16 protein-coding genes are annotated in these 19,464 nt (G+C 71.4%); 11 read left to right on the forward strand and 5 right to left on the reverse strand.

What is annotated here, in order from left to right; translation table 11 throughout:
- Nucleotides 1–51: 51 nt before the first annotated feature.
- From ACZ7DE_RS12090 to ACZ7DE_RS12120, 7 genes are all read left to right on the forward strand, one after another.
- A complete protein-coding gene (locus ACZ7DE_RS12090) occupies nt 52–783 on the forward strand; it encodes a 2OG-Fe dioxygenase family protein (protein ID WP_470760015.1) in 732 nt (243 codons plus the stop codon).
- A gap of 58 nt (nt 784–841) precedes the next feature.
- Entirely contained in the window at nt 842–1,609 is a 768-nt protein-coding gene (locus ACZ7DE_RS12095; protein WP_470760017.1) for an SDR family NAD(P)-dependent oxidoreductase, read from the forward strand.
- On the forward strand, nt 1,602–2,108 hold the full coding sequence (locus tag ACZ7DE_RS12100; protein WP_470760019.1) for a GNAT family N-acetyltransferase: 507 nt from the start codon (nt 1,602–1,604) through the stop codon (nt 2,106–2,108). The genes ACZ7DE_RS12095 and ACZ7DE_RS12100 overlap by 8 nt, the downstream gene beginning before the upstream one ends.
- A complete protein-coding gene (locus ACZ7DE_RS12105; RefSeq protein ID WP_470760021.1) occupies nt 2,105–3,826 on the forward strand; it encodes a carbamoyltransferase N-terminal domain-containing protein in 1,722 nt (573 codons plus the stop codon). The genes ACZ7DE_RS12100 and ACZ7DE_RS12105 overlap by 4 nt, the downstream gene beginning before the upstream one ends.
- On the forward strand, nt 3,823–4,665 hold the full coding sequence (gene argB / locus ACZ7DE_RS12110) for an acetylglutamate kinase (protein WP_470760023.1): 843 nt from the start codon (nt 3,823–3,825) through the stop codon (nt 4,663–4,665). The genes ACZ7DE_RS12105 and argB overlap by 4 nt, the downstream gene beginning before the upstream one ends.
- Nucleotides 4,666–4,806: 141 nt before the next feature.
- Nucleotides 4,807–6,066 carry an MFS transporter gene (locus ACZ7DE_RS12115; RefSeq protein ID WP_470760025.1) on the forward strand — a complete coding sequence of 420 codons (1,260 nt, stop codon included), beginning with the start codon at nt 4,807–4,809 and terminating at the stop codon, nt 6,064–6,066.
- Nucleotides 6,063–6,629, forward strand: coding sequence for a P-loop NTPase family protein (locus ACZ7DE_RS12120; RefSeq protein WP_470760027.1), 567 nt, complete (start codon nt 6,063–6,065; stop codon nt 6,627–6,629). The genes ACZ7DE_RS12115 and ACZ7DE_RS12120 overlap by 4 nt, the downstream gene beginning before the upstream one ends.
- Before the next feature lie 57 nt (nt 6,630–6,686).
- Here the strand turns inward: ACZ7DE_RS12120 and ACZ7DE_RS12125 are convergent, their stop codons facing one another.
- The gene (locus ACZ7DE_RS12125; RefSeq protein ID WP_470760029.1) at nt 6,687–8,027 is read right to left on the reverse strand and encodes a hypothetical protein; all 1,341 of its coding nucleotides are present in this window, start codon (nt 8,025–8,027) and stop codon (nt 6,687–6,689) included.
- Nucleotides 8,028–8,092: 65 nt separating this feature from the next.
- Nucleotides 8,093–8,812 carry an FAD-dependent thymidylate synthase gene (thyX, locus tag ACZ7DE_RS12130; RefSeq protein WP_470760121.1) on the reverse strand — a complete coding sequence of 240 codons (720 nt, stop codon included), beginning with the start codon at nt 8,810–8,812 and terminating at the stop codon, nt 8,093–8,095.
- 920 nt (nt 8,813–9,732) lie between these two features.
- On the opposite strand from thyX, the gene ACZ7DE_RS12135 reads away from it, so the two are divergent.
- The 4 genes from ACZ7DE_RS12135 to ACZ7DE_RS12150 all read left to right on the forward strand — a co-directional run bounded on the left by ACZ7DE_RS12135 (nt 9,733) and on the right by ACZ7DE_RS12150 (nt 14,479).
- Nucleotides 9,733–11,460, forward strand: coding sequence for a carbamoyltransferase family protein (locus ACZ7DE_RS12135; RefSeq protein ID WP_470760031.1), 1,728 nt, complete (start codon nt 9,733–9,735; stop codon nt 11,458–11,460).
- 46 nt (nt 11,461–11,506) lie between these two features.
- Entirely contained in the window at nt 11,507–12,232 is a 726-nt protein-coding gene (locus tag ACZ7DE_RS12140) for an HAD family hydrolase (protein ID WP_470760033.1), read from the forward strand.
- Nucleotides 12,225–13,439 (forward strand): MFS transporter, encoded by a 1,215-nt coding sequence (locus ACZ7DE_RS12145; protein ID WP_470760035.1) that lies wholly within the window; start codon nt 12,225–12,227, stop codon nt 13,437–13,439. The genes ACZ7DE_RS12140 and ACZ7DE_RS12145 overlap by 8 nt, the downstream gene beginning before the upstream one ends.
- A 167-nt stretch (nt 13,440–13,606) precedes the next feature.
- Nucleotides 13,607–14,479: a GAF and ANTAR domain-containing protein gene (locus ACZ7DE_RS12150; RefSeq protein ID WP_470760037.1), complete on the forward strand. Its 873-nt coding sequence runs from the start codon at nt 13,607–13,609 to the stop codon at nt 14,477–14,479.
- A 102-nt stretch (nt 14,480–14,581) separates the two neighbouring features.
- On the opposite strand, the gene ACZ7DE_RS12155 is transcribed toward ACZ7DE_RS12150, so the two are convergent.
- From ACZ7DE_RS12155 to ACZ7DE_RS12165, 3 genes are all read right to left on the reverse strand, one after another.
- Nucleotides 14,582–15,157, reverse strand: a complete 576-nt coding sequence (locus ACZ7DE_RS12155; RefSeq protein ID WP_470760039.1) for a maltokinase N-terminal cap-like domain-containing protein — start codon at nt 15,155–15,157, stop codon at nt 14,582–14,584.
- Nucleotides 15,158–15,303: 146 nt separating this feature from the next.
- Entirely contained in the window at nt 15,304–15,684 is a 381-nt protein-coding gene (locus tag ACZ7DE_RS12160) for an amphi-Trp domain-containing protein (RefSeq protein ID WP_470760040.1), read from the reverse strand.
- A 373-nt stretch (nt 15,685–16,057) separates the two neighbouring features.
- A complete protein-coding gene (locus tag ACZ7DE_RS12165; protein ID WP_470760042.1) occupies nt 16,058–19,183 on the reverse strand; it encodes an AfsR/SARP family transcriptional regulator in 3,126 nt (1,041 codons plus the stop codon).
- Between the last annotated feature and the right edge of the window lie 281 nt (nt 19,184–19,464).

Below are 19,464 nucleotides of genomic sequence, written 5' to 3' on the forward strand. Positions count from 1 at the left end.
CACAGCCCGCAACGGCACAGCCCGCCTCACGGCGGCAGAAAGGAACCTCCCGTGCTCACCCGACCCACGGCCGCCCTCTCCAGCCCGGCCGACATCACCGGCGACCTCGTCCGCACCGGCTTCTCCCTGATCCCCGGCAGCGACATGCGGGTTCCGGCGGCCCTCCAGGACAGCCTCAAGACCCTCATGGCCTCCTACGACGACCTGCCGGCCGACCCGTACCTGCCGGACGGCGGCCACTACCGCTACCGGCGGCACACCCGCTACACCTACCGCCCCGCCACCGGTGAGCTGCTGGTCGCCGACAACCCGGGCTACTTCCAGACCGTGGAGAACAACGCCTTCGCCGGGGGACAGTGGCGCAAGTACGAGGAACTGACCGACGAGGTCCGCGAGGGTGCCTTCCTGGCCGCGCTCATCGACTTCAACGTCGGCCGCCTGCCGCTGCCCGAGGTCGAGCAGTGGGCCGTGCAGGTGCACTGCGTGCGCATCGTCGCCCGCGACGACGTCCTGGGCCGGCCCACCCCCGAGGGCGTCCACCGCGACGGCTGCACCTACGTCAGCCTGCACATGCTCAACCGGCACAACATCAGCGGCGGCAAGACCAGCGTGTACACGCCGGACCACGAGCTGATCACCGAGAAGGTCTTCACCGAGTGCCTCGACTCCTTCTTCGGCGACGACCCCCGGGTGCGGCACGGCGTCGCGGATGTGTCCGTGGCCGATCCCTCGCTGGGCGAGGGCACCCGCGACATGCTGCTGATGAGCTACGACCCCATGTGACATGCCGTCACCCGGCGCCAGGGCACCGCACAGAAGACGATTGCATGAGGTGGGGCACGTGAGCAGTCAGGAACTCGGGACCGTCGTGGTCTCCGGGGCGTCGTCGGGCTTCGGCCGCCGCACCGCGCAGCGGCTCGCCGAACAAGGGCACACGGTGATCGCGGTGGCCCGCCGCGCGGATCGGCTGGAGGAACTCGCGGACCGGGGCGGGGCGGGCCGGGTGCTGCCCGCGGTGGCGGACGTGACGGACCTGGACGCGCTGGAACGCGCGCTGGACGAGCATCTGCCCCACTGCCCCCCGGTGGTGGGCCTGGTCAACAACGCGGGGCTGTCCCGCGGCTTCGGCCCGGTGCAGTCCGCGAAGGTGGACGACTGGCGCCAGATGGTCGACACCAACGTCGGCGGACTGCTGCACACCACCGCGCTGCTGCTGCCCCGGCTCATCGGCAGCGGACGCGGTCACATCGTCAACATCGGTTCCATCGCCGCCAGTTACCCCTACGCCGGCGGCAACGTGTACGCGGCGACCAAGGCGTTCGTGCACCAGCTCAGCCTGAGCATGCGCACCGACCTGGAGGGGACCGGCGTCCGGGTCAGCTGTGTCGCGCCCGGCATGGCCCGCACGGAATTCGCCCTCGTGCGCTACGACGGCGACCAGGAGCGGGCCGACCGCCTCTACGACGGAGTGAGCCCGCTGTCCCCGGACGACATCGCCGACGCCGTCCTGTGGTGTCTGTCGCGGCCCCCGCACGTCAACGTCAACATGATCGAGATCATGCCCACCGACCAGCCGTTCGGGCTCGGCTTCGCCCGGCGCCATGCGTGAGGACGTCGTCGTCCGCCCGGCCCTGGCCGCGGACGCCCCCGGCATCGCCCGCCTCTCCGAGCCCTTCGTCGCCGACGACCTGCTCGTCGCCCGCAGCGGTGCGCAGTTCCGCAGCCGGATCGGCGACTACCTGACCGCCGTGCACGAGTCACGCGTCATCGGATGCGTCGGCCTGACCCGGCTGGGGGAGGACCTGCTGCTGTACAACCTCTGCGTCGCCGCCGACCTCCAGGGACACGGCATCGGCGGCCGGATGGTGGAGCGCGCGGACGCCCTGGCCGCCCTCGGCGGCTGCCGCTTCCTCCTCGCGGCCTCCAAACACAGCGGCCGGTGGTTCGTCCGGCACGGTTTCACCCGGGCCGAGCCGCAGCACATGCCCGCCGTATGGGCCGACCTGCTCCCACCGGGCCGCGGATCGCACCTGTACCGGCGCCCCGTCGCCCCGCGCCCCGCACCCCCCGCCTTCACCCCGACTCGGCAAGGAGCTGAACGCTCATGATCACGTGTGGCCTGAAACTGACTCACGACGGTGCTGTCGCGCTGGTCGACGACCGACGCCTCGTGCTGAGCGTGGAGATGGAGAAACTCGCCAACAACCCGCGCTACAGCGCCATCGGCGACCTGGGCATCGTGCCCGCGATCCTCGCCGAGCACGGATACCGCATGGAGGACGTCGACGCATGGGTCGTCGACGGCTGGGACGGCGACGAGACGGGGACGGTGGACACGGCCGACCGCGGACAGCCGCTGGAACTGGTCGTCGGCCCCTACCGGGAATCGCGGACCTCGCCCGACCTGCTGCGCCCCTCGGTCTCCGGCACCTTCACCGTCGACGGCGTGCCCCACCCCTACACCAGCCACACGCACGCCGCCGGCCACGTGCTGAGCACCTACTGCACCAGCGCGTTCGCCCGGCGCGGCGAACCCGCCTTCGTGCTCGTCTGGGACGGGGGCATGTTCCCTCGCCTGTACTGGGTGGACCCGGACGCCGGCGTGGAGAACGGCGGATCCCTCTTCCCCCTGATCGGTCACACCTACGCGACCGCGGGCCATCACTTCGGCCCGTTCCGCCGCGACCGTCAGTCCGCCAACGTCGACGACCTGTCGGTCGCCGGGAAACTGATGGCGTACATCGCCCTGGGCAAGCCCAGCGAAGCGGTCCTCGAGGTACTGGGCTCGGTCTTCCACGACCACTACGAGAACGAGGCGTCCCCGGCGGCCGCGGCGCACGCCCGAGCCGTCGGAGGCTTCGGCAGCCTCTTCGAGCCCTCCATGCCGCCGCTGCACGAGTTCTTCCGCACCGTGCGCGAACAGGTGCAGCCCTTCGCCGTGTCCGACGAGGACGTACTGGCCAGCGTGCACGAGTTCCTCCAGAACCTGCTCCTCGAACGGCTGGACGCCAGGATCCGGGCCTGGAAGGGCGACGGCCCGTGGAACCTGTGCTTCGCGGGCGGATGCGCACTGAACATCAAATGGAACAGCGCACTGCGCGCCATGCCACGGGTGCGGCAGATGTGGGTCCCGCCCTTCCCCAACGACGCGGGATCCGCCATCGGCGCGGCCGTGCTCGGCGCGATCGGCGGCGGGGACACCATCCCCGCCCTGGAGTGGCACACCCGGCTGGGACCGGCGCTGACCCCGACCACCGAGACGCCGCGGGGCTGGACCGCCTACCCCTGCTCGCCCGACGAACTCGCCCGGGTGCTGCACACCAGCGGAGAACCCGTGGTGGTGCTGCACGGGCGGGCCGAACTCGGCCCCCGCGCGCTGGGCGGGCGCAGCATCCTCGCCGCGGCCACCGACGCCGCCATGAAGGAGACCCTCAACCGCGTCAAGGGCCGTGAGTACTACCGTCCCGTCGCCCCCATCTGCCTCGTCGAGGAGGCGCCGGAGATCTTCGACCCGGGCACGCCGGACCCCCACATGCTGTACGACCACGCCGTACGGCCCGGCTGGACCTCACGGATCCCCGCGGTCGTGCACCTGGACGGCACCGCGCGTCTGCAGACCGTGAGTCCGGACGACGACGGGCTGCTGGCGGGCATCCTCGCCGCCTACCACCGGCTGAGCGGTGTGCCGGTGCTGTGCAACACCAGCGCCAACCTCAACGGCAGCGGCTTCTTCCCCGACGCCGCCTCGGCCATGGCCTGGGGCAAGGTCGACCGGGTCTGGAGCGAGGGCGTGCTCTACCACCGCGGCGGCGCGGCCACCGGGTGAGCACGGACCCGGCAGCACCCGCGCAGCCGCTCGCGGGCCGGACCGTGCTGATCAAATGCGGCGGCTCCGTCCTCGACGCGGGCGACGCCGGCCGCTCCTTCGCCGAGGACGTGGCCCTGCTCGGCGACGCCGGCGCGCGGGTCGTCGTCGTACACGGCGGCGGCCCGCAGATAGACACCCACCTGAAGAGACTGGGCATCCAGCCGGTCTTCCGCCACGGACTGCGGGTCACCACCCCGCCCACCATGGAAGTCGTCCGGATGGTCCTGGCCGGCCAGGTGCAACGCCGACTGGTCGGCCTGCTCAACCGGCAGCGCCGGCTGGCGGTCGGCCTGACCGGCGAGGACGCCCACACCTTCACGGCGGCCGACCGGCCGGTGTTCCACGACGGGCAGCGGGTGGACCTCGGCCTGGTCGGCGACATCGTCCACGTGGACGACCGGTTGCTGCGGACGCTGCTGGACGCCGGTCTGGTCCCGGTCGTCTCCAGCATCGCCCGCTCCGCCGACGGCAGCGGCGTCCGCAACGTCAACGCCGACCTCGCCGCGGCGGTGCTCGCGGCCGCCCTGCGCGCGGACACCCTGCTGCTGCTCACCGACGTGGAGGGCCTCTACCCCGGGCGGCCGGGACAGGGCGAGGTGCTCGGCCGGCTGACCGCGGCGGAGGCCGACGCGCTGCTGCCCCGGCTGGCCGGCGGAATGATCCCCAAGGTCCAGGCCTGCAGCCGGGCCGTGCGGGCCGGGGTGGCGACGGCGCGGATCGTCGACGGCCGCGTCCCGCACGCGGTGCGCGAGCACCTGCTGACCGGACGGCGCACCGGCACCACCGTGAGCCCATGACGCGCCGCCGTCCCCGGACCGCGTCCGCGTCGTCCCGCCCGGCTCGCGACGAACCCGGCCCGGCCGGCGCCGAACCCCGCGGACGCCACCCCCTCCGCGCCGGCCACCGGTCGGCTCCACCACCGACCCCCTGGACGCCCCATGCACCTCGCCTCCACCCGGCCGGGACACCGCCCGCCCGTACACCGCCCCCGCGCCCAACGGTGGTACCTGGCCGCGCTGTTCGCCGACGCCGTCGGCAACGGACTCTGGACGCCCCTGGCGCTGATCTTCTTCACCCGGGCACAGCACATGCCGCTGGACGCGACGGGCGCGGCACTCACCGCGGGCGGCCTCATCGGCCTGCTGACCGGCCCCCTCGGCGGCGCCCTGGTCGACCGCTGGGGGGCTCTCCCGCTCGTCCAGCTCAGCAACGTGCTGCGCGGCGCGGTCTTCCTGACCTACCCGCTGATCACCTCCGTGTGGCAGCTCGTCGCCCTGGCCGCCGTGCTCGCGGCGTGCGAGCGCCTGTTCTGGACGGCGAACACCCCGGCGCTCGAACGCGTGGTCGGCAAGGGCGAGCTCCTGCCCGTGCTGGGCACGCAGAACATGCTGCGCACCGTCGGCTGGATGGCGGGCGCCGGCCTCGCCGTGATCCTGAGCGCCGCGCTCCTGCGACACCCCGACCGGCTCCACCTGATCGCCTGGCTGAACGGAGCGACCTTCCTCGCCGCCGCCCTGCTGATGCTGGGCGTCCGGCTGCCCGGCCGCACCGCCGCCCCGGCCGGACCGGGGCAGACACCCGCGACCCCGGGACCGGCCTGGCGCCGCACCCTCACCGACCGCCCCTTTCTGCTGCTGTGCCTGACACAGCTGGCGTTCGCGCTGATGACGGACAGCCTGACGGTGATGCTGCCCCTGGTGGCGCTCGACGTCCTGCACGGGCCGCCCTGGCTTCCGGCAGCCGCGCTGATCGCCGGCTCCGCGGCGCTGCTGCTCGCACAGAAGCCGTCCGTGCGCTACTACGGACGGCTCGGTTCCGCGCTGCGCCCGCTGCGGCTCGCCTGCCTCGTGTTCGCGGTCGCCTTCCTGCTCCTGGCGCCCGCCGACCGGCTCACGCCGGGATGGGCCGTTCCCGTGGTCCTGGGGGCCTCCGTGGCCGGAGCGGTGGCCGACGCCCTGTTCGCACCCGTGATGACCGTCCTGGCCAACGAGGCGGCGCCCGCGGAGCACAAGGGCCGCTACAGCGCCACCTTCCAACTGGCCTGGGGGACAGCCGCCGTACTCGCTCCCGCCGTGGGCGCCTTCCTGCTCACCGCGGGCAACGCCGTCCTGTGGCTGACGCTCGTCGCGCTCGGCGGCGTGACAGCCGTACTGACCGCCCTGATCCCGCGACGCGGCGAAGGAGACACCCCCGCATGACCGAGCCCGCAGACCCGCGCAGGATCGTGATCGCCGGGATCTCCGGCGCCGGAAAGACCTCGCTCGCCGTAGCCCTCTCACGCCGACTCGGCATACCCCACATCGAGATGGACGCCCTCTACCACGGCCCGCACTGGACGCGCAGAGCGGAGTTCACCGACGACGTGGCCCGGTTCACCGCCTCGGAGGCCTGGGTGTGCGACGCCCAGTACCACTGGATCGTCGGCGATCTGCTGGCGGCGAGGACGCATCTGTTCGTCTGGCTGGACCTGCCCCGGCACACGGTGATGCACCGGGTGGTCCGCAGGTCGCTCTCGCGCGTGCTGTTCCGGCGCCCCCTGTGGCACGGCAACACCGAGACCTGGCGCGCGCTGCTGTTCTCCCCCCGCCACCCCGTGCGCTGGGCGTGGTCCCAGCACGGGACACGACGGGCGGAGACCGCCGCCTATTTCGCCCGGCACCCCGAGGTGCCCGTGGTCCGTCTGCGGACCACCGCACAGGCCAGGCGATGGCTGCGCTCGATGCCGCCGGCGGGCCACACCCGTGAGGGCTCCCGCACCTGACGGCGCGCGTCGCAGTTCCCGTGAACGGGCCTGCCACGCGCGCCTGGCGACGGTGTATCAGCCGACGCCGACCGAGGCGGACGCCGGGGCGACGTCCGCGCCCAGCGCCTGCAGGTCACCCACGATGTCGCGGTACCCGCGGTCGAGGTGGTGCGTGTTGCGCAGCACGGTCCGTCCCGGCACCGCCAGCGCGGCCAGCAACAGCACCGCGGCCGCCCGCAGATCGGTCGCCGTCAGGTCCTGTCCGGCGCGGTGCGGCGTCCGGACCCCGTCGACCCTCAGGGCGTAGTCGTCCTGGACGGCCTCCATGCCGAGCGCGGTCAGACCCGGGACGTAGCCGTACCGGTGCTCCCACACGGCCTCGCTGATGAGCGTCGCCCCCTCGGCGTAGCCGGCCATCAGCGCGAAGAAGGGCTGGCTGTCGCTGAACACGCCCCGGGAGGCGGCGAGGACCTCCACGGGACTGAGCGGCCGTTCGGCCGGGTGTGCCGTGACCATGTCCGCCTCGTGGTCGGTCACCACGCCCATGCGCCGCAGCACGTCGAACTCGGGCGCCAGGGCCGCCACCGCCCGGTCCATGCCCGGACCCGTGATGTGCACCGCCCCCTCGCCGACGGTCACGGCCGCGCAGATCCAGGTGATGACCTCGATCAGGTCCGGCGGCAGGGTGTAGCGGACGTCCCTGCGCAGCGCGCCGGCGCCGGTCCCGCGTATGACCAGGGTCTCCGGGCCGGTCCGCGTCATGTCGGTGCCCAGCTCCCGCAGGACGTCGATGAGGGCGACGACGTCCGGCTTGGGGTAGAGGTGGTGCAGGGTGGTGACGCCTTCGGCCGCCGCCGCGGTCAGCAGGGCCGTCTTCGTGGCGCCCCCGTAGAGCGGACCGCTCATGAGCGCCCTGTTGCGGGTGTAGTCGAGCAGGTCGATCTCACAGCCCGTCAGCCGGGCGGCCCTGACCTTCAGTCCGCCGTCCGCGGTGACCTCGCCGGTCGCGCCGAAGCGTTCCATGACGTCCAGGACGTGGCGCACCGGACGGCCCTTCGGGCCCTCACCGATGCGGCAGCCGCCGCTGGCGGGCAGATGTACGGATCCCATGCGGGCCACCAGGCCGGGTACGAGGTAGAGGGACCCGTGGATCGAGCTGACCAGGTCGGCCGGGAGCACGTTGTGCTCGATGCCCGAGCCGTTGAGCGTCAGCGTTCCCTCGGCGAACCGCGCGCGGCCGCCGAGTGTCGTGAAGACGCGTGCCAGCACGTCCGTCTCCACGATGTCGGGGCAGTTGTCGAGGACCACGTCGGCGTCCGCTGCGACCGCCGCGGCTGCCGACGTGACCAGGGAGTGCTTGAAACCGGAGGTGCGGACCGATCCGGCGATCCGCTTGCCACCGTTGACTTCGAGCACAAAGTCCTCCAGGAGGGGACGGGGACCGGCAGGTCCGGCCCCCAGGGGAAGGGGACGAGGCCGCGTCACGGGCTGACGCGACCGAAGGCGGTGAACGCCTCGTGGGTGACCGGCATGAGCTTCGCCCAGGCCGTCTCCATCTGTTCCGCGACCATCTCGATCTCCCGCTGCGGGTGGGAGACATAGGCCGCGTCGGGCCGGTGGGTGCGCAGGCTGAGGAAGTGCATCAGCGCTCGCGCGTTGCAGGTGGCGTACAGCACGCTGTACGTGGAGACGGGCAGGACCAGACGCGCGATCTCACGCGCGATGCCGCTGTCCAGCAGACGCTGGTACTCCTCGAAGGCGACCTCGTAGGCCCGCGTGGTGGACCGGAGCACCTGCTGGTGGTCGTCCGTGCTGCCGTTGACATAGCGGTAGTCACCCGGCTTGCCCTCCTGCCGCAGCAGGCGGGTCGCGTCGGGCACGTAGAAGGAGGGCCCGACCTCGCGGTACCGGGCGCTCTCCTCGTTGAAGGACCACGTCCGGTGACGCATCAGATGACGCACGGTGAAGATCGGAGCGCGTATCAGGAACGTCATGGAGTTGTGCTCGAAGGGGCTGCCGTGACGGCTGCGCATGAGGTAGCGGATCAACCCGCGGGTCGAACCGCCGTCGTAGAGCTCGTCGTTGGCGTCTTCACCGGCGGTGGACACCCGCGCCGCCTTCACGACGGCGAGATCGCTCGCGCTGCTGTCGACGAGTTCGACGGTGATGTCGCTGCGCAGCTCGATCCGGGGTGACTCCATGACCCCGACGCGGCCGGCGTCCGCGGTAGCAGCGGCCACGGGGAACTCCGTCATGTCCTACCCACTCTCCGCCGGCCCCGCACACCGAAGCCGACCATTGCTGATGATGCTGATGCCGATGCCGACGAGTCTGGGGCCGCCTCCCTGCCGGGACCTTGCCTGCACCCTGTTGCCCCACTCGCCGTAGACCTTGCAAAGGGACTCTTCCGCCCCTGCGCGGGCCGGTGCCGGCCCCTGGTCGTGCAGGGTCACAGGACCTTCGGCTCTTCCGCGTCGCCGCCGTCTCGCCTCGGGCGGTCGCCGAATCCGAAGAGCACCGAGTCGGCCAAGTCGAGGTGTGATCGACCGGCCGGGACGGGGCGGGGAATGGCCGGAACATGGTGCGACCGAAGCCACTGGGTCCCCGGTGACGTGGGTGCGGCCCCCGGACCTGCTGGTTCGGCCGCTCGTGCCTGCCCCTGACCGGTCAAAACCGTTGCGCCGGAACCCCGTTGACGGCATCTCGGCCTGTTCACCGGCCGCCGCCGGCCCTAGACTCATGACGCCGCGGCCGTCTTCGACCGGTCCGCTCGACTCCCGAACCGGAGTTGACCAGCGGATGTCCCTGCTCAGGCGACGACAGGGCCCGATCCGGAGCACCGGAGCCCGGCCCCTTTCCCGATGTGACACGGGACGACGGCCTGCCCGTCGTCGGCCGTGAACAGGAAATGGCCAGCCGATTCCGTGACCTGACCATGACGCGAAATCGAGGTTAACGCGAACGTGGTCGACGGCGTATTTCTGGCGCGCGGCCCGGTTGGCCGGGAAGCGATCCCGACGTTGTCGAATCCCGGACGATCTGCTTAGCATCGTCGCCGACCGAGGAATCCGGGGAATTCGCATCTATTCTCGGTCCCCAAGAATCCTTCGAAAGGAACAATGTGAAGATCCTTGGCATCACCAACAACGACCTTGCCGGCGCATGTCTCGTCCGGGACGGAGAAATCGTCGCAGCGGTGAGCGAGGAGCGGTTCACCAGGGTGAAGGACCACAAGACCTGGCCGACCCGTTCCATCGAGTACGTCTTACGGGAGGCCGGCACCTCCTTGGAGGAAATCGACCGCGTCGCCTACGGATGGGCCGCTGGATTCAACGCGGACAAGCACCTTCTCCTGTACATCGACCGGGTTTCGGAGGAGGCGCAGAAGCGGCCCGAGGGCATCGTCCATCTGCGCAAGCGGGTGTCCGACGAAATACGAAACGACAAGGCGAAGCGCGCCGAGTTCGACGAGTTCGTCGACAAGAACGGGCTGCGCGGCAAGACGGTCTACGTGGACCACCACGAGTCCCACGGCCTCGCCGCCTTCCTCTGCTCGCCCTTCGACGAGGCGCTGGTCCTGACCTGCGACGGGCGGGGCGACTTCCAGTCCCTCACCGTGACGCACTGCTCCCCGGGGGGCGAGGAGGTGCTCCAGCGGGAGACCTCCGTCGACAGCCTCGGCTACTTCTACGGTCGCATCACCAAGCTGCTGGGATTCAAGCCGAACCGCCACGAGGGAAAGATCACCGGGCTGGCCGCCAACGGCGATCCCCAGAAGCTCCTTCCCCTGATGCAGAGCATGATCGACATCACTGAGGACGGCGTTATCAGGGCGCGGACGGGAGATTACTACCAGCCCTCCTACGAGGGATACTCCGAAGAACTTCTGGAGGAGATCTCGAAGCACGAACCGGCCGACGTCGCCGCCGCCGCACAAACGCACGTGGAAAACCTGCTGAGCGCGGTGGTGGCCCGGCACATCGCAAAGGTGCCGAGCGGAAACGTCTGCCTGGCGGGCGGTGTCTTCGCGAACGTCAAGCTGAATCAGCGCATCTTCGAGACCCCGGGCGTCCGCAACGTCTACGTTCTGCCCCCGATGGGTGACGGAGGACTTCCCCTGCAGTCGGCATCAGTTGTTTCCTACCGTGAAAGCGGCAAGCGGCACAGGGTTCCGTCCATGGCGCTGGGCCCGGACGCCGCCATTTCAGAGGGGCATTTGGAGCAACTTCTCCAGGACTATCCCGAGCTCCGTTTCCGCCGAGTCGACGATGGTCTGCAGGAGTTGCTGGTGCAGGCGCTGGAAAAGGAGAAAGTGATCGGTGTGCACCGCGGCCGCATGGAGTTCGGCCCGCGCGCGCTGGGCCGGCGCAGCGTCATCTACCGCACCGACGACCCCTCGATGAACGACTGGCTGAACAAGCGTCTCAACCGGACCGAATTCATGCCGTTCGCCCCCATCACCGCTGAGGAACTGGCTCCGGACTGCTACCGGGGCTGGGCGCCCGACCAGCCCTCGGCCCTCTTCATGACCATCACCTACGACTGCCACGAGAACTTCGCCAAGGCGTGCCCCGCCGTGGTGCACGTAGACAACACCGCTCGTCCGCAGATCGTGCGCAGGGCGGACGACCCCTTCCTGCACGGCCTGCTGTTGGCTTGGTTTGAACGCAGCGGACAGGCAGCGCTCGTCAACACGTCGTTCAACAAGCACGAAGAACCTATCGTGGGGTCGCATCGCGACGCCCTGGACCCGCTGCGGGACGAGATCGTCGACCTGTTGCTCGTCGACGACGTGTACCTGGTGTGGAAGGACGGTGCGAACGACCTCATGGACGACATGACGTTCTGACGACCCATCGCCGACCGGACACCGCGACAGGCGGGTGAGGAGAGCAATGCAGCTGGCAGCCGGTGAACCGTACGAGGTCGATGCCGTCGTCTTCGACATGGACGGGGTCCTGATCGACTCCAAACCCGTGATCGAGAACGCCTGGCGTGACGTCGCACGGCGGCACGGCAGGACACTGACGTCCGCCGACCTCGAACGGCATGTGCACGGACGAACCGGATCCGAGACCGTTCGGCTGCTGTTCCCCGACCACTCCGACAGCGACCGGTCGGCGATCTGGGCGGAGGTCGACAAGCTGGAGGAGGAGGCCCCCTACCCGGCTGTGCCCGGCGCCGACGCACTGGCGACCGGGCTGGCCGGCAGGAGCGTTCCCCTGGCACTGGCCACCAGCAGCTGGGCGCGCAAGATCGAGCACGCCCTCGGCCGGCTGGACCTCCTCGAGGTGTTCGCCGTCCAGGTCACCCGGGACGACGTCACCCGAGGGAAACCGCATCCCGACCCCTACCTGGCGGCCTGCCGGCGACTGGGCGTCCGGCCGCAGCGCACCCTCGTCTTCGAGGACTCGGTCAGCGGGGTGCGTTCGGCCGTGTCGGCGGGCGCCGTCTGCGTCGGCATCGGCGGGGACGAACTGATCGAGGCGGGCGCCGTGGCCGTGGTCCCGGACTTCACCGGTCTGCGCGTCGGAGTCGCCCGCGGCGGAGGGGGGCTGACGCTCACTGGGCTCGACGCCTCGATCGTCATCGCCGCGGCCGGGGCGGGCGCCCATGCCTGAACCGGCCATCGGGTCACAGGCCGCGTCGGCCGCCGTTCCCGAGTCTCCCGCCGGCGCGACAGAGCCCGTGCCGCACCTCGCGAGGGCCACGGTCGTCTCGGCGTTCTGTGTGTTCTTCGTCCTCGGCGCGCTCACCGCGTCCTTGGGGGCGTCACTGCCCTACCTGAAGAACGAGTTCGGCTCCGGGCACGCGGTCGGACGCATCGTCTCCTGCTACAACCTCGGGGCGCTCGCGGCGACCGCCGCGATAGGCCTGCTCGGCCGCAGGGCCAGGCCCCGACCGACGATCACCGTCCTGCTGGCCGTGTTCGCCGCCGCGACCGCCGGCATGGCACTCAGCCCCAACTGGGCCTCCTACCTGTGCGCCGCCACCGTCGCCGGGGTCGGCTACGGCGGCATGGTGCTCACCCTGAACACGGCTTTCGCCAAAGGCTTCGGCGACAACAGCATCGTCATGGTCAACCGCCTCAACGCCGTGTTCGGCATCGGTGCGATCCTCGGCCCCCTGGCCACCGGCCCCGTCGGCCGGACGGACATCCGTCTGCTGGCCCTGGCGGCCTGTCTGGCGGCCCTTCCCTGCATCCTCGTACGGCGCGTGGGCGTCGTGCTCGAACAGCCGGCCGCGGCACCGACGAACGAGGGCCGGCTCCGGCTCAGCCGGCCGAGCAGCGTCATGATCCTCTTCCTCGTCACCGGTCTGCTCTACGCGGGCCTGGAGACCAGCATCGGCGCCTGGCAGTCCACCCAGCTGCAAAGAAGCGGCTGGAGCCTTGCGTCGGCGACCATGGCGGCGTCCGGATTCTGGGCGGGCATGGCACTGGGCCGCCTGGTGGTCCCCCAGCTCACCGCACGCCTGTCGGCCGGCACCGCGGTACCGCTCTACCTCGTCAGCGCACTGGGGGCACTGCTGCTCGCCGCCGTGCCCCACCTCGCCATCGCCGCCTACCCGCTGGCAGGACTCTGTCTCGCCCCCGTGCTGCCCACCGTCATCGCATGGATCTCGGGCGTGGCCGACGTCCCCCAGCGCGCGACCTCCGTCCTCACCCTGTGCTGCATGCTCGGCAACGCCACCGTCCCGGCGGCGGTGGAGGCCCTCACGGACACCCGGCCCCCCACGGCCATCCCCCTCACCCTCGCGGGCTTCTGCGCCCTGTGCCTCCTCTTCGCCACCCTCGCCCGCCGGGCACGCCACGCAGGGCGACTGTGACCACGTGCGGGACAGGATCGAACAGGACACGGCCGCCGGGCCCGGCCCTTCCGGCAGTCGCCGTGTGATCTTCGCGTCGCGGGAAGGGACGTCTTGCCGCTGCCGTTCTGGGCAGGCGTACCGGAGCCCCCGGTCCCCAGGGGGAGTCCCAGCGAGGAGATGACGCAGTGACCGACACACTTCCTGGCGCCGATCCGGACGGCACCGCGGGCTCGGACAGCACGCGGTGCGACGGCGACGGCGAGGACAGCGGGCAGCGTGCGGTCGAGGCGCGCAACCGGCGACTGGCGCGCGCCGGAGTGGCCCGTGCCGAAGACCTGCTGCTGTCGCGCTACCGGCTCGGCTCCCGCCAGGAGGCGTTCGAACTGCTGCGAGGGACGTCGCAGCGTTTCAACGTCAAGCTGCGCACTCTCGCGGACGCCACGAGACGCCTGCCGGCACCCGCCCCCGACCCCGCCACCGGTCGCCGGCTCGCCCGCCGGCCCCGCAGCGGGCCGCCGCCGCTGCCGGGCCTGTCCCTGAGCGAGGGAGCGGATCCGGCCAGCGACAGCGCGGTCCTCAAGGCCGCGATGCGCCGCGTCCTGCACATCACCGACACGGCCATGGGCAACGTACAGCTGGCCGAGAACGGCATGCTCCGCATCGAGAAGCACACCGGGCTGAACCAGCGCTTCACCGACTACTTCGCCTTCATCCAGTCCAGCACTACCTCGTGTGCTCAGGCCGCCGAACAGGGCCGTCAGGTCACCGTCCACGACGTCGCGACCTGTGAAACCTTCGACGAAGGTTCCCGGGCGGCGATCCTGCAGGCCGGCAGCCGCGCCTGCCACAGCGTCCCCCTGACCAGCCCCCGAGGGAACGTGCTGGGCATGATCTCCTCGCACCACGAGCGACCTCTGACCGAACCCACCGAGGCTCAGCTCGCCGCGCTGCACCAGGTCGGCTCCCAGGTCGGACGATGGCTCGTCTGGCACCGCAACACCGTCGTCCTGGACGCGCTCGAGGAACTGCACGCCACCGCCACGGACCGACAGGGCTGACGGGAGCCGAACCGTCCGTCCCCCTCCCCGAACACCGTCGGCAGCGGCGCGGGCCCGACCGGGTGGCGGAGAACCGGACGCTTCCCTCCTCCGCGCGACCGTTCAGGCCGTGACGGCCGCGAGTACGCCCCGCGCCGCGGTTCCGTCCGGCCAGGTCCACCCGGCGACAAGGCCCGCGATCGGCCCCTGGCCGGTCGGCGCCGGCCGCAGGACACGGTTGACCTGAACGTGACGCCCGGCGGCAGGGCCACTTCCGTGCACGACGACGGTCGGGTCGGCGGTGTCGCTCTCGTCCTGGTCCTGCGGCGTCGCCTCGCCGCGCAGGAGCGCGCCCAACTGCGCCGTCACCACCGGGTCGTGGACGCCGTCGTAGATCCACCGGGTGCCGAGCAGGCCGTGCTCGGACGTGCCGATCAACGCCTCGCCGGGAGCGCCCTCCAGGGCCGCACCCCGGTAGCCCAGCGGCACCAGGTACGCCACCGGCTCCGGTGCGGCGGCGTCGACCACGACCATGATCTCGATCCCGACCGCACCCTCCGGATCGTCAAGCCGGAACCCGCCGGCCCTGAGCAGTTCCGGCGCTTGTGCGCCGCCCACGTACCAACTCTGCTTCGGCAGCCAGGCGGTGAGCAGCTCCAGCTTGGTGGGCGTCATGGTGGTGTGGTGGATGGTCGCCATGCGGTTCCCTCGCGCCTAGGTCTCAACTCCCGTCCTCCAACGGGGCTCCCGTCCTCCAACGGGATGTGATCGAACCTATAGGACACGGTCGTGGTCCCCGGCTGGTGGCGAGGGGCCGTGCAGGTCTGCCCGTCGTCCGAAGGGACTCAGGGGGCTTTCGGGGCGGACCGCTTCACGCTTTTGCTCCGACCGGTGCCCGTCCTGCTCCGACCGGTCTTGGCGGGCACGCTCTTCCGCGCCGTGGGCTTCTCCGTGTCCGTGTCCGTGTCCGCGTCCGCCTGCGACGGCGCCGCCTTGCTCGATGCGGTCGGCCACTTGAACTCGATCTCCAGCTCGATCTGCCCGTCACCGATCTCGACCTCCATCTCGCTGCGAAGGTCGTCGGGCACGCGCAGGCTCAGCGTCCCGCCGCCGAGTTTCAGTTCGGCGTCTCCGCCTTCCCGCAGCGCGGCGGCGAGCGCCGTGAGCTGGTCGGCCGCCTCATGGCGGGACAGCGAACGCTTCTGCTCAAACTTGAGGTCCTTCATACAGGTCTCCGATCCGGCATGAGCGGCAGATAGTGACAATTCTGCGGCCAACCACGTGATCGGACATCCCCGTGGCCGGCCGGGGGCGGGCCCCCGCGGCCCCCGCACCGACACGGGCGGGCTTCCCCGGCCCCGGCCCGGCCCTGGCCCTGCCCCGGCCTCTGCCCCAGCCCCGGCCCCGTCCCCGTCCCCGTTCCTGTCCCCGGCCTCCGGCCGCCCGCGCCGCGATCCGGGTCACGGCCTCCGCCCGGCTTGGTAGCGCGATCGGCGGGGGCGGAGTCCCGTAACGGTGGACATTGCCGATGCGGCGGCTTGTCCCGGCGTCGATCATTGAGGGCATCGGAACGGTCCCGTCGCCGAGCGGAGACGAGGATCAGCCGTGTGCGTCCGGGGACGACGAGGAGGAGTCGCACCCCAGACCTGCCTTGTCGCACTCGGAATCCCTGAGGCCGCGGAGCCGGGCGCGGACCCCGTCCGCCTCGGGGCGGCCCAGTGCCTCCAGGGTGATCAGGGCGTGCTGCCACGCGGTACGGGCCTTGCCGACCTCGCCGGTCGCGTGGAGTGCGTCACCGAGGCGGGCGAGGGTGCCTGCTTCGTTGGGGGTGTCCTGGAGGCTGCGGAAGAGTCCGATGGCGTTCTGGTAGCAGGTGATGGCCGTCTCGTCGTCCCCCAGCCCGTGGTGGGCGAAGCCCAGGGTGTTCCAGGTGGCCGCCTGCCACCTGAGGTTGCCCAGCTCCCGGTGCAGGGGGAGTGCCTGCCGGCACAGGGCGATGGCCCGGGTGTGATCCCCGAGGACGGCGTTGTACCAGCCGATCGCGGAGATGCTCTGGGCTGCCCCGGCGCGATGTCCCGCCGCCCGGTGCAGAGCCAGGGCTCGCTGGGCGTGTTCGCGTGCCCTGCGGTTCTCGCCACGGCGGTGGAGCGAAGCGGCGAGCAGGAGACAGACACCGGCCTGGGCGGCGGTGTCCCCTACCTCGCCGTACAGGGCGAAGGCACGGTCGATGTGGGAGCGGGCGGCATCGTGGCCGAGCTGGGAGTACGCGGCGCCGAGGCCCTCGTGTCCCCTGGCCTGGCTGGCGAGGTCGGACCGCCGTTCGGCGGCGGTCAGCGCGGTGTGCTGCACGGTGACCTGGTCGTGCCAGTACCCCCGCCGCTCGAGGTAGGGCTGGAGCAGCCAGGCCAGCTGCCAGGCGTGGGAGTCGAAGCCGGTCTCGGCGGCCAGCACGACGACGGCCATCAGCACCTTGTGCTCGGTGCTGAACCAGTCCATGGCGCGCCGGTGGTCGACGGGCTCCTCCGGCACGACCCCCTCGCCCACGGGGCCGGGGTCGATGTCCGCCCCGTGCGGGGCGATCAGCCGGGCGGCGGCACGCGCGGAGTGCAGATAGTGCTCGCACATCCGGCGCAGCGCGTTGTGCCGCTCCCCGGCCGAGGTGTCGGCGTCCAGCAACTCGGTGGCGTAGGCGCGCAGGAGGTCGTGCAGGACGTAGCGGCAGGGTTCGTGTTCGGTGAGCAGGTGGGCCGTGGTGAGCTCGGTGAGCAGGTGCAGGGTCTCGCGGGCGGCGAGACCGGCGAGGCCGGCCGCGACGGGCGCGGACAGGTCGGGGCCCGGGTGCAGGGCGAGCAGCCTGAAGAGGCGGGCGGCCGGCGGTGTGAGCACCCGGTAGGACCACGAGAACACCGTCCGTGCGTCGCTGAACGCGTCCGTGTCCTGGAAGCCGTCGAGACTGCCGTGTGTGTGGCGCAGGACGGCGGCGATGGAGGCGAGGCTGAACGTGGGGTGCGCGGCGGCCCGCGCGGAGACCACGGCCAGGGCCAGGGGCAGCTTCGCGCACAGGGCGACGATCTCCTCCACCGCGTCCGGCTCCGCGTCGACGCGGTCGGCGCCGAGGCGACGGGCCAGGGCCTCGCGTGCCTCTGCGGCCGTGAGCGGTCCCAGGGCGAGCGGGCCCGCCCCGCTGGCCGCGACCAGACCGCGGAGCTGATCGCGGCTGGTGATGATCACCAGACAGTTCGGCGCGCCGGGCAACAGCGGACGGACCTGCTCCGTGTCCCGGGCGTTGTCCAGCACGATCAGCATCCGTTTGTCAGCGATGAGGCTGCGGTACAGGGCGGCCTGGGCGTCGAGTCCGGCCGGGATCCGCTGGGGGGCGACCCCGAGTGCGTCGAGGAAGCCCCGTACCGCTTCGGTGGGGCTCATGGCGGAGTCCTCGGGGCCGAAGCCGCGCAGGTTGACGAAGAGCTGACCGTCGGGGAAGCGGTGGGCGATGCGGTGGGCCCAGTGGATGGCGAGGGTGGTCTTGCCGACGCCGCCCATACCGTTGATGGCACTGATCACCACGGTGGACACGGGTGCGGGTTCGTGTTCGGGGAGCAGGGCGAGCGCGCGGTCGAGTTCGGCGCGGCGTCCGACGAACGTGGGGAGGTCGGCGGGGAGTTGGGCGGGGCGGGTCACGGTGAGCGGGGAGGCGGCGGCGCCGGTCGTCGGCGGTGCGTCCTCGTGGCGGTGCGGGGTGGCGGGGGCGTCCGCTCCCTGTTCGCCGTGCCGGTGATCGGGTCCGGCCGGTTCCGGGGTGCGGAAGCCGTCGGTGGTGCCGGCGCTTTTCGCTCCGGTCGCCCGGGGAAGGGTTCCCGGGCCCTCGCTGCGCGGCCGGGGGAGGGGCGCCGGGGCGGACTTCGGGCAGATCGCGGAGGTGTCATGGCGCAGGACGGCCAGCTGGATCTCCCGAAGAGCGGGACCCGGCTCCAGGCCGAAGTCGTCTGCGAGGAGTTGACGTACCGCCTCGTAGCGCTGGAGCGCCTCCGCGGTCCGGCCGGACAGGTACAGCGCGCGGATCAGCAGGCTCCACGCCGTCTCGCGCAGGGGGTTGGCGGCGGTCAGCTCCTCCGCGGCGAGGACGGCCTGTTCGAGTTCGCCCGCCCGCGCCATCGCCGTGGCGCGTATCTCCTGGGCCGCGAGCCGCACTTCGTGGAGCCGGGTGATCTCCGCCAGGGCGAACGCGTGATCGTCGGCGTCGGTCAACGGTGCTCCGCGCCACAGCGCCAGGGCCGTCTCGGTCTCCTGGCGGGCGCGCCGGACCTCTCCCTCGTCCAGTAATCGCCGTCCCTCTGCCACGGCCTGCTCGAAGCGGACGCTGTCGCGAGCCTTGAGGGGAAGGTGCAGGGCGTACCCCGCCGGGTTGCTGACCAGGATCCGGGACCGGGCGCGCCGACGGCGGTCCGGTTCGAGAGCGGCCCGCAGTCTGCTGATGTGGGCGTGAACCGAGGAGACGGCGCCGGCCGGCGGACGGCCCTCCCAGAGGTCCTCGCACAGGCGGTCCATGGCCACGGAGCGCCCCTCCTCCAGGAGCAGACGGATCATCAGCACACGGCGCATCCGAGGCCCGAGGTCCAGCGGCGCCCCGGCCCGGGTGACGGTCAGCGGGCCGAGAAGTCCTATCGCGTACGCGTCCCCGTGCTCGGACTCTTTTTGGCCTTCTGCAGAATTGTTTCTCGCCATGACCACTCAGGGCCGGTGCCTTTACGGCGCCGGCATCCTCCATTCTCCCTGTCTTTGCACGCGAGACAGGCGGCGCACAAAGCGTGTTTACGCGGTCTCGATTGCCCGTGGGTCGTCGTCCCGTCCTGGTCGCCCACACGACTTCGCATACCGGCGCCGGATCCGGGCGGTGCCCTCTTGCAGCGTGACTGCAAGAGGAGAGCAAGACTTGGCCAAGGGCTCACATGCAGCATACGAGGCGAGAGCTCAGCACGAAGTGCCTGGTGAAGGAGATTCTTGAA

Source organism: Streptomyces sp. NPDC037083, assembly GCF_055606485.1.

Coding starts and splice junctions, on each gene's coding strand:
- ACZ7DE_RS12100 (WP_470760019.1), top strand. CDS start 1,602: ATGCGTGAGGACGTCGTCGTCCGCCCGGCCCTGGCCGCGGACGCCCCC.
- ACZ7DE_RS12105 (WP_470760021.1), top strand. CDS start 2,105: ATGATCACGTGTGGCCTGAAACTGACTCACGACGGTGCTGTCGCGCTG.
- ACZ7DE_RS12115 (WP_470760025.1), top strand. CDS start 4,807: ATGCACCTCGCCTCCACCCGGCCGGGACACCGCCCGCCCGTACACCGC.
- ACZ7DE_RS12120 (WP_470760027.1), top strand. CDS start 6,063: ATGACCGAGCCCGCAGACCCGCGCAGGATCGTGATCGCCGGGATCTCC.
- thyX (WP_470760121.1), bottom strand. CDS start 8,812: ATGGAGTCACCCCGGATCGAGCTGCGCAGCGACATCACCGTCGAACTC.
- ACZ7DE_RS12140 (WP_470760033.1), top strand. CDS start 11,507: ATGCAGCTGGCAGCCGGTGAACCGTACGAGGTCGATGCCGTCGTCTTC.
- ACZ7DE_RS12145 (WP_470760035.1), top strand. CDS start 12,225: ATGCCTGAACCGGCCATCGGGTCACAGGCCGCGTCGGCCGCCGTTCCC.
- ACZ7DE_RS12155 (WP_470760039.1), bottom strand. CDS start 15,157: ATGGCGACCATCCACCACACCACCATGACGCCCACCAAGCTGGAGCTG.
- ACZ7DE_RS12160 (WP_470760040.1), bottom strand. CDS start 15,684: ATGAAGGACCTCAAGTTTGAGCAGAAGCGTTCGCTGTCCCGCCATGAG.
- ACZ7DE_RS12165 (WP_470760042.1), bottom strand. CDS start 19,183: ATGGCGAGAAACAATTCTGCAGAAGGCCAAAAAGAGTCCGAGCACGGG.